Annotated in this window: 16 protein-coding genes; all 16 read left to right on the top strand. The window is 45.9% G+C overall.

Annotation, left to right across the window (positions count from 1 at the left end):
* Window positions 1-11 precede the first annotated feature (11 nt).
* The 16 genes from H1230_RS27610 to H1230_RS27535 all read left to right on the top strand — a co-directional run bounded on the left by H1230_RS27610 (window position 12) and on the right by H1230_RS27535 (window position 17,498).
* Window positions 12-866 carry an AraC family transcriptional regulator gene (locus H1230_RS27610; RefSeq protein ID WP_239713003.1) on the top strand — a complete coding sequence of 285 codons (855 nt, stop codon included), beginning with the start codon at window positions 12-14 and terminating at the stop codon, window positions 864-866.
* 1,097 nt (window positions 867-1,963) lie between these two features.
* On the top strand, window positions 1,964-3,118 hold the full coding sequence (locus H1230_RS27605) for a sensor histidine kinase (RefSeq protein WP_239713002.1): 1,155 nt from the start codon (window positions 1,964-1,966) through the stop codon (window positions 3,116-3,118).
* Window positions 3,119-3,142: 24 nt separating this feature from the next.
* Window positions 3,143-3,778: a response regulator gene (locus H1230_RS27600; RefSeq protein WP_239713001.1), complete on the top strand. Its 636-nt coding sequence runs from the start codon at window positions 3,143-3,145 to the stop codon at window positions 3,776-3,778.
* Window positions 3,779-4,068: 290 nt separating this feature from the next.
* Complete coding sequence (locus tag H1230_RS27595; RefSeq protein ID WP_239713000.1) at window positions 4,069-4,809, top strand: YveK family protein; 741 nt, start codon at window positions 4,069-4,071, stop codon at window positions 4,807-4,809.
* A complete protein-coding gene (locus tag H1230_RS27590) occupies window positions 4,793-5,434 on the top strand; it encodes a CpsD/CapB family tyrosine-protein kinase (RefSeq protein WP_239712999.1) in 642 nt (213 codons plus the stop codon). The genes H1230_RS27595 and H1230_RS27590 overlap by 17 nt, the downstream gene beginning before the upstream one ends.
* Window positions 5,435-5,473: 39 nt before the next feature.
* Window positions 5,474-6,361: a UTP--glucose-1-phosphate uridylyltransferase GalU gene (galU, locus tag H1230_RS27585; RefSeq protein WP_239712998.1), complete on the top strand. Its 888-nt coding sequence runs from the start codon at window positions 5,474-5,476 to the stop codon at window positions 6,359-6,361.
* Window positions 6,362-6,400: 39 nt separating this feature from the next.
* Window positions 6,401-7,093: a sugar transferase gene (locus H1230_RS27580; RefSeq protein ID WP_275591001.1), complete on the top strand. Its 693-nt coding sequence runs from the start codon at window positions 6,401-6,403 to the stop codon at window positions 7,091-7,093.
* Window positions 7,094-7,118: 25 nt separating this feature from the next.
* Complete coding sequence (locus H1230_RS27575; protein ID WP_239712997.1) at window positions 7,119-8,054, top strand: glycosyltransferase; 936 nt, start codon at window positions 7,119-7,121, stop codon at window positions 8,052-8,054.
* Between the two features lie 8 nt (window positions 8,055-8,062).
* Window positions 8,063-9,409 (top strand): O-antigen ligase family protein, encoded by a 1,347-nt coding sequence (locus H1230_RS27570; protein ID WP_239712996.1) that lies wholly within the window; start codon window positions 8,063-8,065, stop codon window positions 9,407-9,409.
* Window positions 9,406-10,179: a WecB/TagA/CpsF family glycosyltransferase gene (locus tag H1230_RS27565; protein WP_239712995.1), complete on the top strand. Its 774-nt coding sequence runs from the start codon at window positions 9,406-9,408 to the stop codon at window positions 10,177-10,179. The genes H1230_RS27570 and H1230_RS27565 overlap by 4 nt, the downstream gene beginning before the upstream one ends.
* Window positions 10,180-10,282: 103 nt before the next feature.
* On the top strand, window positions 10,283-11,776 hold the full coding sequence (locus H1230_RS27560) for an O-antigen ligase family protein (protein ID WP_345773447.1): 1,494 nt from the start codon (window positions 10,283-10,285) through the stop codon (window positions 11,774-11,776).
* On the top strand, window positions 11,742-13,127 hold the full coding sequence (locus tag H1230_RS27555; RefSeq protein ID WP_239712993.1) for a lipopolysaccharide biosynthesis protein: 1,386 nt from the start codon (window positions 11,742-11,744) through the stop codon (window positions 13,125-13,127). Before H1230_RS27560 ends, H1230_RS27555 begins: the two co-directional genes overlap by 35 nt.
* A gap of 44 nt (window positions 13,128-13,171) precedes the next feature.
* Window positions 13,172-14,026: a glycosyltransferase family 2 protein gene (locus H1230_RS27550; protein WP_239712992.1), complete on the top strand. Its 855-nt coding sequence runs from the start codon at window positions 13,172-13,174 to the stop codon at window positions 14,024-14,026.
* The gene (locus H1230_RS27545; protein WP_239712991.1) at window positions 14,013-15,206 is read left to right on the top strand and encodes a glycosyltransferase family 4 protein; all 1,194 of its coding nucleotides are present in this window, start codon (window positions 14,013-14,015) and stop codon (window positions 15,204-15,206) included. The genes H1230_RS27550 and H1230_RS27545 overlap by 14 nt, the downstream gene beginning before the upstream one ends.
* Window positions 15,200-16,339 carry a glycosyltransferase family 4 protein gene (locus H1230_RS27540; RefSeq protein ID WP_239712990.1) on the top strand — a complete coding sequence of 380 codons (1,140 nt, stop codon included), beginning with the start codon at window positions 15,200-15,202 and terminating at the stop codon, window positions 16,337-16,339. The genes H1230_RS27545 and H1230_RS27540 overlap by 7 nt, the downstream gene beginning before the upstream one ends.
* A gap of 58 nt (window positions 16,340-16,397) precedes the next feature.
* Entirely contained in the window at window positions 16,398-17,498 is a 1,101-nt protein-coding gene (locus H1230_RS27535; protein ID WP_154116206.1) for a glycosyltransferase, read from the top strand.
* Window position 17,499: the final 1 nt, after the last annotated feature.

Here is a 17,499-nt window from a genome sequence, read left to right as displayed (position 1 = left end):
GAATGTTTACCATGCCCAAGGTCATGGATTATATGGTCAGCCCGTATCCGATACGAATTATTGACCCCAAGGTTGAATCCTCTAGGTTGAAGCTAAAGGCGATCCGGATTGGACAGGCTGGTCATTTACCTGGAAGAACTTTATTTCGTTCAGGTGTTTTTTTTGAGCTGTGGGCTGTTGTGTACATAGCGTCTGGAAATGGCTCTTATACGGAGAATGGCGGCAAAGAGCAGCAGGTACGTGAGGGCAGCTTGTTTTTTTTTCGTCCAGGACATAGCTACAGCTATGGGCCACCACCGGGAGGGAGCTGGGATGAGTATTATATTAATTTTAGCGGAACACGTGTGTCTGAATGGCTTGAATCCGGTCTTATTGTCGGGGGAATGGTATTTCAGACAGATGCTACTCAGGAACTACTGACTACTTTCGAAGAAGTTCTGAAGCGAATGGACGGTGGTATTCCCGTAGATGCTGATCGGGCGGTCGTGCTCTTAGAAGGAATGCTGCTGGAATGTTCGGGGATTATTAAAAAGAATAACCGATCTTCACAGGTTGATCTTATGCCGGAGCTTCGAGAGGATTTGAATTCCTGTGTGTATGGTGAACTGGATGTGCAGCAGATTGCTGCCAAGCATCACATTTCCATGTCAACACTTCGTCGTCAGGTAAGGCGCAGTAGCGGCTATCCTCTGTATGAATATATTCACCGCCTAAAAATGGCTGAAGCAAAGCACCTGTTGCTGAATTCTTCGCTGCAAGTTAAGGAGATTTCCGGCTTGCTGCACTATAGTGATTCGTTCTATTTCTCACGGTTATTTAAGAAGTACATGGGCATTTCACCTCAATTATGCCGGGGTAATGTATAAATAGTGACATACCCGTCGATAAATATCACAAGTTGTCGTAATTTGTGGATTTATGTTGACGATATTTAGTAAAAAGTGATATTATTTAGTTAATATTAACAGAATTAATGGGCTATGTTGGAGATGAACTCATGAGAGAATTCTACTGCATTAGTTGTCGCACGCTCCACAAAGTGGAAGCAGGGCACCATTCACTTCGCGTCCTTTCCACCGGTTATCATATTGTGGGAGAACAACGATATCAGATTTGCATCTGTGATTTGGCACAACCGCAATCTGCTATTCCTCAGAGTTAGACATAGATCAGTAACCTACATGTAATCGCATAGAGAAACATTGATATCTTTACAAAAATAGCCTGTCCACAGAGTGGATAGGCTATTTTTGTAAAGAAGGAGAAAATTGATGCCGCATTATTTTGAATATCTGGATATTAATGAAATAATCCTTGAAAAATAAGCAAAAAAATGCACTAAATTTTTGCAATGTAAACGTTCACATGAAAAAACTCAACTTGTTATTGTGATTTTTCTCATGTATGATGCTTTTAACACAGCACTATATGGGCTCGCATTTTCCACAAAACTGGAGAATAGGGTGGTGGGATGAATATCAAATCAACTACAGAAGACAAAATGATTACTTTTTACAGATGCTTTTCTTTGTCCCTCACATCGTTGATGTATCTCCTGGATAGGACGGGGCCTTCTGTCATATATAAATCCTTAATCGTCGTGCTATTATTCTTACTTGCCCAACTATTCACGTTTAGTTACCGGACATTAAGAAACAGACCGCGGGTCCTAATGCTTGCTGTAAGCTTAGAAATGGCCGGAATCATTATGCTAACGTTATTTACTGGTGGATATGACAGTTCCTTTAGGCTCTATGTATTAAATCCTGTTCTAATTGCTGCAGGATCATTATCATTTTATTTCGGATGGAGTCTTCTCCTAAGCTATATCGGCATAATTGCCGCGTTTTGTTACCTTTTCCTAAATTCCGCGAATAAATCTTTTACAAAAGCGATCCTTGAGAATGGAAACCTGTTTCTAGCACTGGTTCTTGCGGTTATTATAATGCAGATGGTAAATCGTATGAAGCGCCAGCGAGAGGAAGCGAATGCCCGCACAAATGAAACGATGGAGCATATCAAGTCGCTTTATCACATTGTGGAAACCTCTAGTCAACATGATTTCATGAATATTGGTCAAGTGATTACAGATTATGTGGTGAAGCTTACGAAACTGGATAAAGCATTGTTCTGGTTCGCCCAAAAAAGTGGGGAACCTGCTCCGCAGAGCCAGCAGAGCGGTTGGCCGCAGGAAGAGGAACGTTTTCTTTTTTCAGAACTGGAGAAGTATGAGCATGAATGGCGGTTACAGCGGGAGCCCGTATTCAAAAGCTTGCCGGGGCTCGGAGACTTTCTGTTTATGCCTGTACGGATGAGTACCCGATTCGTAGGTATGATTGGAGTTAAACTGGAATCTTCCGAGGGATTGGAAGGCCGCAGATGGTACATCCAACAATTGATGTTTCTGTCTGAGCTGAGTGCAATTATTCTTGAACGCCATGAACTTGGCGTGATTGAGAATCGGTTGATCATCACCAACGAGCAGAATCGGATTGCAGATGAAATGCATGACAGTGTGTCACAGAGTCTTTTCGGCATTGTGTATGCCACGCATTCTCTGAAGCAGACCTGGAGAAAGATGGAAGAGGCTCTACTGGAAGAACAAATTGAGCTTATTCATGATTCGGCGACCAAGGTTGCCAAAGAATTGCGGATTACCATTTATAGTCTTAGTTCCAAGAAGAGCGGTGGTCCTACCTGGATCGGCATGGTAAGATCACATCTAAAAAGCTTATCCAGATTAAACGACGTGGAAATCGAGCTTAAAATAACGGGTGATGATTTCAGTCTCCCTTATCCATATCATAAGGCGCTCTTCCGGATTATATCCGAGGCAACGGGCAATGCCATTCGTCATGGCGCTGCCAGCCGTGTTGAGGTTGAACTGTCACTAAAGCCAAATTGGATCAGGCTATCGATAAGCGACGATGGAGTTGGCTTCGATACGGATCTGTTATGGACCGAATCCGAGGATAATACGGGCGGACTCGGGATGAAGAATATGCAATATTTGACTCAATCGTTCGGTGGTGACTTTCAATTGTCCAGTAATGAGAATGCGGGCACAAGAATTTTAATTTCAATCCCTGTCGGTGTGTCTGAATTAAAGAAAGCATAAACTTTAGACAGGAGGTCGATTAAAGTGAAAATCGTCATTGTAGATGATCACCCTTTAGTGAGAAGAGGATTGGCAGCGGTCATTTTGATGCAACCAAATCTACAGTTTGCTGGTGAAGCCACGAATGGCCAAGAAGCGCTTCAGGTAATAGAGGAGACGCAACCGGATCTTGTGCTGATTGATTTGAAGCTTGCTGATGAGTCGGGGCTGGATGTAATTAAAGCTGCGCGTGCGCGGGGGGTAGTCAGTAAGTTCATTCTGCTAACTTCTTCAGCGAGTCGGGAAGATTTCCTGAAAGCGGAAGAAGTGCTGGTCGATGGATATGTGCTGAAAGAAGCACTGCCCGAGGAACTGTTGTTTGCTATTCAATTAGTATATAAGGGACGCAAGTATTATGATCCTGGTCTGATGGAAGACAAAATGCGAATGAGCGGCAGCAGCCCAACCGATGAACTGACCCCGAAAGAGAAGGAAGTCCTGATTGAGCTGGGACAGGGTGCTTGCAACCGCGATATTGCCTCGCGCCTCTTTATCAGTGAATTTACCGTTAAAAAGCATGTCAGCCAGATTTTGGCGAAGCTGCAGGTTGCAGACCGTACACAGGCGGCTCTGTATGCAAATGCGGTAGGAATCACCAAATACGAAATGTCTTTTGAATAATATTTATCTATAAGAGGTTCTGGAAATTGAGCACGGACAAATGTCCGTGTTTTTTTGTGCGTGCCTTTATGCTGGTCTTTTTGAAGCAGGAAATCTCATTTTCTTGTCAATGGTACTAAAGTATACCATCGCCCCACTCTAAAGGGGTAAAGCTACTCACTCCAAAGTGAAGAGGAAAGGGATGGTAGGAGCCATGTGGCAAACGGTAGGGCTTGGTAAAATAAAAAGCAAGATAGTTGAAACTTTCATGAATGCTTTCAGAATGAAGTTTACGCGGAAGGAGGGTTACTGTGGAAAGGACGATTTTGGATTACATTAACCTGATTAAGAAAAAGTTGTGGTTGATCATGGTATTTGTATTAATCTCATGCGCTACTACCTACTATGTCAGCAAGAACTTTGTTGTACCCGTCTACTCCGCCTCCGGACAGCTGCTGGTTAACAACATTGCAAATGTGCCTGAGAGTAATAACCTTAACAATTTGAACTTCAGCCTCAATCTCATTGAGAGCTACAAGGACATTCTCAAATCGCCAACGATTATGAAAAGTGTAACAGCGGCTCACCCGGAATTCAATCTATCAGAAGGTCAATTGGCTGGCATGCTGCAGCTCAAATCTTCAGAGAAAAGTCAGGTCATTAATCTGAGTATTCAGGATGAAAGTTACACCAAGGCTGCCGAAATTGTAAATGCGGTTTCGCAGACGTTTATTCGCAGCTTACCGTCACTGATGAAAGTGGATAATGTAACATTGCTGACACCTGCTGATCCGACGGATACTCCCGGGCCAGTCAATGGCGGCTTTATGATGAACATCATCATCAGCTTTGTAGTCTCGCTAATGGCTGCATTAGGAATTATTATGCTGATGGAAACACTCAACGGTACGCTCCGTTCCGAGAAAGAAGCAGAATTCGATCTCGGCCTGCCGGTCATTGCTACGATCGCAACGATTCGCAAACGCGATTTGGGTAAGTCAGCAGCTTCTAAAGCAAGATTAGGGGAGGGCGCTTATGTTACGGCTGAATAATAGTCTCATTGCTGATATCAATCCTTCTTCACATATCTCGGAGTCGTTTCGCTCGCTGCGCACATATATCCGCCAGCTCGCGGTAATGCAAGGGACTGGAGGGAAGGTGTTGCTCTTCACTTCAGCGGAAGGCGGGGAAGGCAAGACAACGATGCTATCCAATCTTGCAGTTTCTTTTGTACAAGATGGTAAGAAAGTAGCCGTTGTCGATTGCAATCTAAGGCATCCAGGGTTGCATACGGTCTTTGGTATTGAAGGTAGTGAAGGACTAGCAGCTTACTTAAGTGGCCAAGAGGAATCAGATAAGATTTCAGTTCTTGGAACCCTTGCGAACCTGTCTGTTATCCCTGCTGGCAGATCCCATGTTAGTCCGCCGGATTTGTTGGGCAACGCTAAAATGACTATTTTGTTGGATGAGCTTAGAGCCTCTTATGATCTTGTCCTGCTCGACTCTCCGCCGGCGATTGATTACAGTGATGCACGAATCTTAGCTCCTCTGGTGGATGGTGTAATCCTGGTGGCAAAGTACGGCAAATCCAAGCGGGAATCCCTTCGCAAGGTGAAAGTATTGCTGGAGCAGACAGGTTCCAAAATTCTCGGTATCGCCATGAACCAAACCAAATAACTTTTGCTCAAGAGAAACTTTATTTAGGAGGTAAGCGTGATGAAAAAGGTGAAAAAAGTAATCATCCCCGCAGCAGGGCTAGGAACTCGCTTTCTTCCTGCGACGAAAGCTATGCCTAAGGAAATGCTGCCGATCATCAACAAACCTACCATTCAATACATTGTAGAGGAAGCCATTGCTTCCGGTATTGAAGACATCATCATTGTTACTGGTAAAGGGAAAAGAGCGATTGAAGATCATTTTGATAACGCATTTGAATTGGAATCCCGCTTGCTGGAAGATGGAAAGCTGGAACTGCTTAAAGAGGTTCAGCGTTCTTCCAAGGTGGAGATTCACTATATACGCCAAAAAGAACCTAAAGGTTTAGGCCACGCTGTATGGTGCGCAAGAAAATTTATCGGTGACGAACCCTTTGGCGTTATGTTAGGCGATGACATCGTAACAGGACAAATACCTTGCCTTAAGCAGTTGATGGACCAATATGAGGAAACTCAGAATTCAGTAATTGGTGTACAAGTGATTCCAGATGAATTTACCAACCGTTATGGCATTATCGAACCTGACCAGCAGGACGGACGATTGTACCGCGTTAACAATTTTGTCGAGAAGCCACCGCTCGGAACAGCACCTTCCAATTTGGCTATCATGGGACGTTACGTGTTCACACCTAAGATTTTTAAATATTTAGAAATGCAGGAAAAGGGTGCCGGAGGCGAGATCCAACTGACGGATGCCATCCAGAAGCTGAATCAAAGCGAACGGGTATATGCTTATAACTTTGAGGGTACGAGATACGATGTTGGTGAACGCCTCGGCTATATTTTGACAACATTGGAATTCGCTTTGCAAAGTGAGGATTTACGTTATCAAGTAATGGATGCAATGGCGGAATGGTTAAGTAAAGCTGGACAGCCTACTATCGGTTAAACAAATGCACCATAAATATAATAATAGGAATGAGGAGAGTTGAGCATGCAAAAACTGCCGGAAGATTACGAGTACGTCCTGCCGAAACTTTACATGCTGCACGCCAAAGAAGGAACGAGAGAAGCAGATTCTTATCTGTTTATGAAACGGATGATCGACATCTTTTTCTCCGCTCTTGGACTTCTCGTGCTGCTGCCGCTGTTTGTTGTAGTAGCCGTCCTAATCAAGCTGGAGGACCCGAAAGGGAAGGTATTCTTCCGGCAGAATCGTGTAGGCAAAGATGAAAAACAGTTCCCCATGTATAAGTTCCGCTCTATGGTATCCAATGCCGAAGAGCTAAAGCAGAACTTGATGGCCTATAACGAGGTAAGTGGTGCGATGTTCAAGATTAAGAATGATCCACGCATTACACGGACTGGTAGGTTTCTGCGCAAGAGTAGTATAGATGAGCTTCCACAGTTGTGGAATGTATTGGTTGGGAATATGAGTCTTGTGGGTCCCAGACCTCCACTGCCAGACGAAGTAGCGCAATATTCGGAATATGATAAGCAACGTCTTACTGTTACCCCCGGCTGCACCGGCTACTGGCAGGTTAATGCCAGAAACAGTGTTGGCTTTGAAGAAATGGTGCAGCTAGATCTAACCTACATTCATATCCGGAGCACCATGCTGGACCTGAAGATCATTGCCAAAACAGGCTTGATGCTGTTGGGTTCCAAAGATGCTTATTAATACTATGGAAATTAGGTGAATGCCGATGCGTGAATACGGAGTCGTTCCCCGTTTATCCATTATCATTTGTACTTACAATCGATCGGCTTTGCTAATTAAGACACTTCAGTCCTTATTATTACTGGAGAATTTAGAGCAGGCCGAGATCATTGTTGTAGATAATCACTCTAAGGATGATACGGCAGCTTCTGTGGGAGAGTTCATCGAAGCACACGGAGCTAAATTAGATATCTATTACATGCTGGAGCCAGTACAAGGATTATCAGCTGCACGGAATACAGGAATTCTAGCTTCAAAGTCAAAATGGATTGCTTTTCTTGATGATGATGCAATCCCTTGCAAGACATGGATTACTACAATAATCAATACTTTTGGAAGTAAGCCGGAAGTGATGGCTATGGGAGGCAAAATTGCTCCTATATTCGAAACAAAGCGTCCGGAGTGGTTGATCAAGCCGTTTGAACTTCCGTACACGATCGTTGATTTGGGGAACCGGATCAAGGATTATCCCGGACGGCTTCACCCGTGCGGCGCTAACATGGCTATGCGCAAGATTGTATTCGATATCAGCTTGTTTCCGCTGGAGCTAGGTAGAAAGGGAGATTCCCTAATATCCGGTGAAGAGTCCTGGTTATTCGGACAGATTCAGGCAGAAGGACACTCCATTCTCTACCATCCGCGAATGGCGGTTAACCACTTCGTTCCGGCACAACGTTTGACCGAAGCATGGATTATGAAAAGATATTACAGCCAAGGCATATCCAACGCGATGAAGAGCGAAGGTGTAAAGGACAATCTGCTCCTGCTAGGAAAGACGGCTGCTAAAGTATTATACATACTAGCCGATTCGATCCTCTCAAGAAGTCAGGGAAGAAAACTTCTGAACAAATGCAGGCTGGAGAGTATTCGCGGAACTCTTCATATGATCTGGAACCGGAAGAGGCAATCTGCAGCGGGGTGAGGAATGACATGACTAACTTTGAGTGGGGCTCCAAATTAAACGTTTTGCCATACGGGATGCTCTATCTCATGTCTGCCCTGCTTCTGGGAACAGCGGTGATCTACCAGCCGGTGATTGCGATAGGCATAGTATTCCTAATTATTTTGCTTGGTGTCTCGATCTCACGTCCTGATTTAATCAGCTATTTTGTTCTCCTGACCACGGCGATATCGATCAACTTCTTATATGACGGCAGTCTTTTTGGAGTAGAGATATTGTCGCTCTATAAACTAGGTATCCTGATGTTGCTGGTGCCTTGTATTCTGGTTAACGGCTTACGCTTCCGACTAAGTTATCCTCTCTGGGCAATGGTAATTTTAGTGTGTATCACCTTCGGCTTTTCTATCTGGTTGCCGCAGATGAGTTCTTCCATTGCTATTAAAGCCTTCATTGGTTTATCACTTCCGTTTGTTTTTCTCTTAATTAATTGGAAAAAAGAAGTGGCCGAACGGCATATCCGGATGATCTGTTTATTGCCGGTAGTAAGTGTACTGGCAGGAGTATTGCTGCAACTGGTCCATCTTCACTCCTTACTGGATGTCGAGTTTACAGGTGCTGTACGGATTCAGGGTGCGAATATTCCAGCGCATCTGGCTATGCTGGCCTTTATGGGAGTTGCCATTCCGTTTATAGAAATTAAACGAAATCCGCAACGAGCCCGCTTTTTTTATATCGTGTTAGCGCTGAACTTCTTCATCCTTGTCGGAACTGGGACACGTGGACCGATCTTAGCACTGAGCCTGATGGTGCTTTACTACTTCTACGATATCCTCCGTCAATATGTAAAGGGTAAAACAAAATACCTGATTCCGCTGGTGTGCTCGATTGTACTCATCTTTGCCGCCGTGTATTCACAGCTCGACAATCTCGAGAAGCGCTCTTTTCAAAGATCGACCGATACAGGTGTTGACTTGTCTGGACGGGCAGAGGCTTGGGAGTATTTCTTGAATAAGGTAGCTGATTCTCCTTGGTCCGGTAGAGGACTTGGAGCGGTCACCGTAGCGAATGACGGAACGTTGTACAAAGGTTTTGTTGTTCCACACAACGAGTACATCCGGTTCTACTTCGATGGAGGGTACATCGGCTCCATACTGTTGTTGTTATCCTTATTGGCAGTATTCATTCTGGTTTACAAAGCCTTGGCACCGCCGGTAAAACCCTTTTATCTGTTATTTATTGCAGCGTTTCTGATCTATTCTTTCTCTGACAACACGCTGTCGACGGTCCAATCCATTATTCCGTTCTGTTGGTACCTAAACTGCCTGTATCGATCTTCACAGCCAACCGATTCCCCACAAAAAGAAGTGATACGATGAATCAAGTGAATATGTTTGATGTCAAATTCGATAATTATGATTTCATGGACCTGCTTGAATACATTGATAAGACGATTAGGGAACGGAATCAATCTTATATCCTGACCTGTAACGTGGATCATGTAATCAAGCTTCGCAAGGACAAAGAGTTCCAAACGGTATATTCCGAGGCGGGAGCCGTTGTCGCTGATGGAATGCCGCTAATCTGGGCTTCCAAGATGCTAGGCAAGCCACTGAAACAGAAGGTATCCGGTGCGGATCTCTTCAGTCGTCTGGGCAATGCTTTTGAGCAAAGGAAGTACCGGCTGTTCTTCCTGGGCTCAGCAGAAGGCGTACCGGAGCGAGCTACAATGAATCTTAAAGCATCATATCCCGGAATGAACATTGTCGGCTGCTATTCTCCCTCTTATGGCTTTGAGCACAATGATGAAGAGAACCAACGGATTATAAACATGCTGACTGAGAGCCAACCCGATATTGTATTCGTCGGCGTGGGTGCTCCCAAACAAGAGAAATGGATTTATCGACATTACACCTCTTATCAGGCTCCGATATCTATCGGAGTTGGAGCAACCTTTGATTTTCTCTCAGGTTCAGTGAAGCGGGCACCAGATTTTATGCAAAGAACAGGCTTGGAATGGTTCTGGCGGTTGAGTCAGGAACCAGGGCGATTATGGAAAAGATATCTTGTCGATGATGCCCAATTCCTGATTCTTCTGCTAAAGGAGCTGCGCAAGCGGGATAAAGATAAGGGAGGAGGCTCTGAATGAACGTACTGACGGAGACTGCGGGCATAGCAAGGATGAAGGTTTGCTTTCCTTGTCCGTCATACGAAGAGCTGAATTTCCGAAAGCGGAGGTGGATGGGAAGATGATGAACCGCAATGAAGGGAGCTTCACTCTTCCATCCCTGTCGTCTATCAAGACTGCTGGCATTATAGGAGTGGTTGCCGCTATATGTATGGTACTACCACTAATGATTGGTTTTGCCAGCGCGAAGCTAAGCGCTACAAGCAGTCTGCAGGGAGTGATCCTAGCCGGCATCCTATTCCCGGCCTTCCTGCTGGCCCTGCTCAGACCGCGTTTGCTAGTATCTTATACTTTGCTAATCTGGGCGGTCGCCCCGGAGCTGCGCCGAATATCCGATTGGTCAGAGGGTGTTTATCACTCCGTATCACTGCTCAGTCTGGCACCCTTGCTAACCGGAGCAACACTGGCCATTCCAGTGCTAAGAGAGATTCACAAAATACAGAAATCCTCCACCCGAATCATACTGCTATTCGCTGTGGCATTGGCTTACGGAGCCTTGATCGGTTTGGCTAAGAACGGTATGGGCTCAGTGTACGACCTGGCGAACTACATTGTTCCGCTACTACTGCTCCCCTATTTCGCGGTCACACGGTTCAAGCCCAAGGATATTGACCGGTTGCTATATGCTTACGCTAATATCGCAGTTTTGGTGGCAATATACGGAATTGTACAATATTTAACCGTTCCACCCTGGGATGCCTTTTGGATGAGGAATGCGGATATGATGTCCATCGGGACACCTTATCCCTTGGAAATCCGGGTTTTCTCTACCTTGAACTCTCCAGGTCCGGCAGCAACCTTTCTGGTATTTGCCTTAGTGCCGATGATTCTGGAGAAAAGATGGCAGGGAACACTGCGCTGGATCGGAGTTCTACTCGTTGTGGTATGCCTGCTTACTACCTTAGTTCGCTCGGCATGGCTGGTACTGCTGGTCATGTTGTTGGTGTATATCGGAACTTCACCATCCAAAGGGAAGTGGAAAACATTAATCCAAATTGTATTTGTTGCTGCTGCCCTGTTCTGGATTATTCCCAAGTTACCCGGAGCAGAGGGGCTGGTTGCAAGGATGGAGACGCTCACCTCCGTTTCGGAGGATCATTCTTATAATGAGCGGCTTGGTCTATGGCAGAATATGCTGCCAATGGTTGCCGCTAACCCAGTAGGTCAGGGGATTGGCAGCGTAGGCCAGGGAACGAAGCTTGGGAATGGCGGCGAACTTGGTGAATACGGCAATATGGATAACGGTTTTATTGCCTTGCTGCTCACCTTTGGAGTCATTGGCGCCCTATTCTTCTTCGGAGCTTTGGGGGCCATTGCCAAACAAATCGTCTCACGAGTGATTAGCAAAGACAATCTTCAATCGTACGCACGCCTTTCACTGGCAGCATGGACAGGAGCCGTGGTTAGTCTGGTTTCAGACAATGGCTTTCCTGGATTAAAAGGTTACTTGATCTGGATGCTGATCGGCTTAGGCCTCAGTGCAAAAGAGATTATTGAGAGCAGCAGAAAGAAGGGAACGCCCCATGCAGCAATTGAACGCAAAATCACTTCCCATTAGCTCCGTTTGGTCCTCACTCCGGCATTTTACGAAGAGTAAGGACAATAGCTCGGCAGCCGTCAAGACTATGTTCGTCAGCATATTGATTCTGCTGGTCAACATGGTCACCGGTGTACTAACGGCCCGTTATCTCGGACCAACTGGCCGTGGGGAACAGACAGCAATGGTGAACTGGTCACAGTTTCTGGCGTTCAGCATGAGCTTCGGTATTCCTTCGGCGTTGATCTACAATGCCAAAAAAAACCCGGATGATGCCGGGCTGCTGTATCGCATATCCTTGCTAATCGCGTTGTTCTTTGGTACTGCCGCCATGATTATAGGTGTTCTGGTTCTACCCTATTGGCTGAAATCCTTTAGTCCAGATGTTATCAGGTTTGCACAATGGTCCATGATCCTTTGTCCGCTGATTGTAGTCACTCAGGTGAATAACGCAACCTATCAATTCAGAGGGGATTATAAGAGATTCAACTGGCTGAGATATCTGATTCCTTTACTTACACTAGTGGCGATCGGAGTCTTGATCCTTCTGGATGAAATGAATCCTTTCACGACAGCACTGGCGTATCTGGTTCCATCGGTGCCGATCTTCATCTGGATGACGATTTCTCTACTTCGCACTTACAGAGTGAAGATGAGAGATACTTATCTTAATTTCAAAAGATTATTCACTTATGGACTTGGCTCTTACGGTAATGATTTGCTCGGACAGTTCTCTTATTATATCGATCAGATCATTATCGCTGGCTTGTTAAGACCCGCTGATCTGGGGTTGTACGCAGTAGCTGTGAGTCTATCACGAATGGTCAACTTCTTCTCAAACTCGATTACAGTGGTGTTGTTTCCTAAAGCCTCTGAGATGTCTAAGGAAGATGCCATTGCCCTTACCTTCAAAGCTTTCCGAATCAGTACTACATTTACACTATTGGGTTCGCTGCTCTTAATGCTAATTGCCCCTTTAGTTATTCCTCTGCTATACGGTAAAGATTTTAATACAGCATTGCACGTCTTCCGCCTTCTACTGCTGGAAGTAACTATAAGCGGTGGGACACTTATTCTGGCCCAAGTCTTTATGGCGCTTGGCAAGCCAAAGTTTGTATCCATCCTGCAGGGCGTTGGATTACTCTTGGTCATCCCACTTTTGTTTCTAATGGTACCTAAATTCGGGTTAATTGGAGCGGGTGTGGCCATGCTCTCGTCGGCTGTTCTGCGTTTCATATTTATCATACTCAACATAAGGTACAACCTAAAAGTAAAACTACCACGTTTGCTCATTAACAAAGAAGATATCCAATGGATGAAGACGACGATGAATTCCTACATTCGAAAAAAACCAATGGACGCTAACAGTTAACTTGAGCTTAAGTTGGCACATAACACAAAAAGGAGGAAACCTTCATGGATTCAGTGACAAGCGTACTTGGCGCACCGGGTAGTTATCCAATTTCGGCAGTCATCATTGCTCAGGATGACGAAGTTCGAATAGCCCAAGCCATTCAGTCTTGCAGACTATTCGCCGACGAGGTGGTTGTAATCGACGGAGGCAGCAAAGACGGAACGGTGCAGTTGGCTGAAAGCTTGGATTGCCGGGTGTTCGTCAATCCATGGCCCGGATACGCGAAACAAAGAGAATTCGGAGTGGAGCGCGCGGTCCATGATTGGGTCTTCCTCATTGATACCGATGAAGTAGTCAGCCAAGAGCTGGCGACAGATATTCTTGAACATAAACGTGGGCTAACGGATGTAACTGTTGCTTACTCGTTATACCGGATTGGTGATTTTCTTGGCAGATGGCTGGATCGTGGTGAGTACCTTGTACGCCTGTACAATCGCAAAGAGTATGGGATCCGCAACAGTCTTGTGCATGAAATGCCCGAGGTTTCGGAGGAACGGATTGTCCGCTTGACTGGAACACTTTGGCATCAAGGCTTCCGCAGCATTAATGATCATGTGGCTAGATTCAATAAATACACTGATTTGGAAGCACAAAGCGCATATGCCAGCGGTAAGCCATTTCGGCTTAGTCACCTGCTGCTTCGTCCACCGGCACGTTTCTTGCAGAAGTATTTCCTGCATGGATTGTTCAAGAAAGGTTTGTCTGGTTTCGCAGTATCGGTATTTTGGGTGATGTATGAATTCATGGTCGGCTTCAAGCATTACGAATTAAACAGCGCAGGTAAGCTGGCTCAGCATAATGCCATGCTTCCCGCTGAAAAGGAAGAGAAAGGGGAGAGAAGCTATGCCGTACAATGACGGACTGAACATTATGACGACGGGTCTTAGTTGGCCATCGTTACAGCCTGGCGGACTCAATACCTATTTCAAATCCGTTTGCGAGCAGCTCTCCTCACGCAACCGGGTACACGCGCTGATCTGCAGTCAAGAGACGCCGTCTACCTCGGAAGAGTTGATTATACACAATGCAGGTGATCCGAAAGAAACGATCTGGAAACGTAAGGATGCCTTCCAGCGTAAGGCAGCAGAACTAATGGGGAACGGTAGTGGACGCATTGATATCCTGTACTCCCATTTTGCACCTTATGGTATTGGTCCGGCGATAGAAGCCAAGAAACGTGGAATTCCAGTAGTTATGACATTCCATGGTCCGTGGAACGAAGAGATGAAGATCGAGGGCCAAGGGATTAAACATCGGGTCAAGACTACCATCGCCAAATCGATAGAACATAAGGCTTATAAGCTGGCAGATAAATTTATTGTGCTTAGCGAGACCTTCCGCGATATGCTGCACTCCTTGCATGGTGTGCCTCTGCACAAAATCATAGTTATACCGGGAGCAGCCAATGTGGAACGTTTCGTTCCCGCTACGAACCGGTTGGCCATCCGCCGGACCTTGAATTTGCCGGAAGGAGCTACCACAGTATTTACAGTACGGAGACTGGTAAATCGGATGGGGCTCTTGCAGTTGCTGGAGGCCTGGAAGCAGGTGGCGGAACGTTTCCCCAATGCGATACTGCTGATCGGAGGCAAAGGTCCACTGCGCGGAGAACTGGAAGAAAAGATCGCTGACTATGGACTTAGCAATAAAGTACGGCTGCTCGGATACATTCCCGATCATGAATTAACTTCTTATTATCAAGCCGCCGACTTGTTCGTGGTTCCGTCTCAGGCTTTAGAGGGCTTTGGCCTCATCACTGTCGAGGCAATGGCTACAGGGACGCCAGTCATGGCTACCCCCATTGGTGGCAACAAAGAAATATTACAAGCTTTTCGGCCAGAGATGCTGTTCAAGAGTGCAGCTAGCGATGATATGGCTGAAGGTATGATTCATATGTTGAGTAATCGTAAACTGCTTCCCAGTCGTGAGGAATGCAGGGGACATGTACTGGAGAAATATACATGGGAGCATGTTGCTGAACAAGTAGAATCTGTCTTCCTACAAGCTTTGGGAAAGGGTGTGGCTGCAGGATGCTAAGAGTAGCTTATATTGATCACACCGCCAAATGGAGTGGTGGAGAGGTTGCCTTGTTCAATATCCTTACCAATATCGGAGATCAGATTGATCCTTTGGTCATTTTGGCGGAGGAAGGCACACTGGCGGAGCGCTTGCGGGAAAAAGGGATCGATGTTCGGATTATCCCCCTCGATGAGAGCATTCGCAGCCGTGGGCGGAATGCAGTCAATCTGGGAGCGCCAGCCGCAGCCTTCAAGTTGTTGGCTTACGGTCGTAAGTTGGCCCCTCTCTTGAAGCAGGAAAAGGTAGTCTGTGTGCATACCAATTCATTGAAATCGGCACTGTATGGAACCATCGCAGCCAAGAAGGCGGGAGTTCCACTGATCTGGCATATTCGGGATCATATCGGAGCCCCCTATCTAAAGCCCATTGTGGCTAAAACTATTCGAGTCCTGTCACGTCTGATTCCGAACGGTGTCATTGCCAATTCCCACTCTACGCTGAACGCACTGGAGTTGCCGAGTTCGAAGAAAACGCTGGTAGTTTACTCCGCCTTCGCTAAAGCCATTGGAGCTGGGATCGGCAAACGGGATCAGAAAACCTTCAACGTCTTGTTAGTGGGTCGGTTAGCGCATTGGAAAGGCCAACATATCGTGATGGAGGCAGCCAAGGCTTTCAAGCAAGACACACGCGTGAAGTTCTGGTTGGCGGGCGATGCTTTGTTCGGTGAAGAGGAATACAAGCAAGAGTTGATTCAGAAGATGGCGAAGGATGAACTGACCAACGTTAGTCTGCTGGGACATGTGGAAGATATACAGGGATTAATGAATAAAGCTGATTTGCTGATACACACTTCGATCACTCCTGAACCCTTTGGTCAGGTCATCGTCGAAGGCATGGCAGCGGGTCTGCCGGTGATCGCCTCCGCTGAAGGTGGCCCGGTAGAAATTGTGATACCCGGTGAGACGGGGCTGTTGATACAGCCAGGAGATGCCAAGATTCTTGCGGATTCCATCACATGGATGCTAGAACATCCTGAGGAAAGAAAACGGATGGCAGATAATGGAATGAGACGGGTGAAGGAGCATTTTGTAATCGAGAATACAGTCAGGGACATTGTCGACTACTACAAGGGATTACTGGCGAGTACCTAATAGTTAGTAACCAGTAACTCTGATGATGATGCTCCATAAAACTTTGAGGATGATTCACATGAAAATTGCGATAGCGCATGATTACTTAATCCAAATGGGCGGAGCGGAAAGAGTGGTTGAGGTATTCCACCAGATGTATCCGGAAGCTCCAATCTATACAACGGTTTTTAATGGAAGCCGCCTGACTGAGAACCTCAAAGATGCTGATATCCGAACCTCCTGGCTACAAAAAATTCCGGGAGTGAAGACCAATTTTAAAGGGGTGTTGCCACTGTATCCGATGGCCATCCGTGATTTGGACTTTCGTGGTTTCGATATTGTTCTGAGCTCCAGCAGTGCTTTTATGAAAAGCATTCAGGTGCCGCAGCATACGTTTCATCTTTGTTATTGCCATACTCCAATGCGCTTTGCCTGGGATTATGACACCTACATGGAACGGCAGTCAAATTCAGGCTTGTTCAAAAGGTTGCTGAAGGTATATATGCAGCAGCTCAAGACCTGGGACCAAAAAACATCCAAAAATGTGAATCAGTTCGTAGCCAATTCTTCAGTGGTGAAGAAGCGGATACAGAATTACTATCACAGGGACTCGGATGTAATCTTTCCACCGATTAATACAGCCCGCTTCAAAAGCTCTTCATCTATCGGTGATTACTATCTGATTGTTTCCCGACTGGTGTCTTACAAACGAATTGATTTGGCAGTAGAAGCCTTTAATCGTAACGGCCTAAAGTTGTATATCGTGGGTGACGGACCAGATAAGAAACGTCTGGAAGGAATGGCTAAGAAGAATGTCTCGTTTCTAGGTAGGCTGGAAGATGAGCAGGTTACGGGGTTGATGGCTCAGTGTCGGGCTTTCGTTTTTCCAGGGGAAGAGGATTTTGGCATCACACCACTGGAGGCTAATGCTGCAGGAAGACCGGTAATTGCTTATCAGGCTGGTGGGGCACTTGATACCATCGTCCCTTATGTCAACGGTGTGTTTTTCCAGCATCAAGAGGTTGAGGATTTATTGAGAGCCATTCACGAGGTAGAGTCTTATGCCTGGGATATCGGTCAGATTGTCGGGCATGCACAGAAATTCGATGAACAGACATTTATGGTCCAGTTTAAGCAGTATGTGGAACAGGCCTATGTTAATTTTCTAAAAGGAGGATGAT

This window comes from Paenibacillus sp. 19GGS1-52, from assembly GCF_022369515.1.
In the GTDB taxonomy this organism is placed as follows: domain Bacteria; phylum Bacillota; class Bacilli; order Paenibacillales; family Paenibacillaceae; genus Paenibacillus_AQ.
The sequence above is the reverse complement of the archived record's forward strand: the minus strand, read 5'-3'. Positions and strand labels throughout refer to the sequence as shown.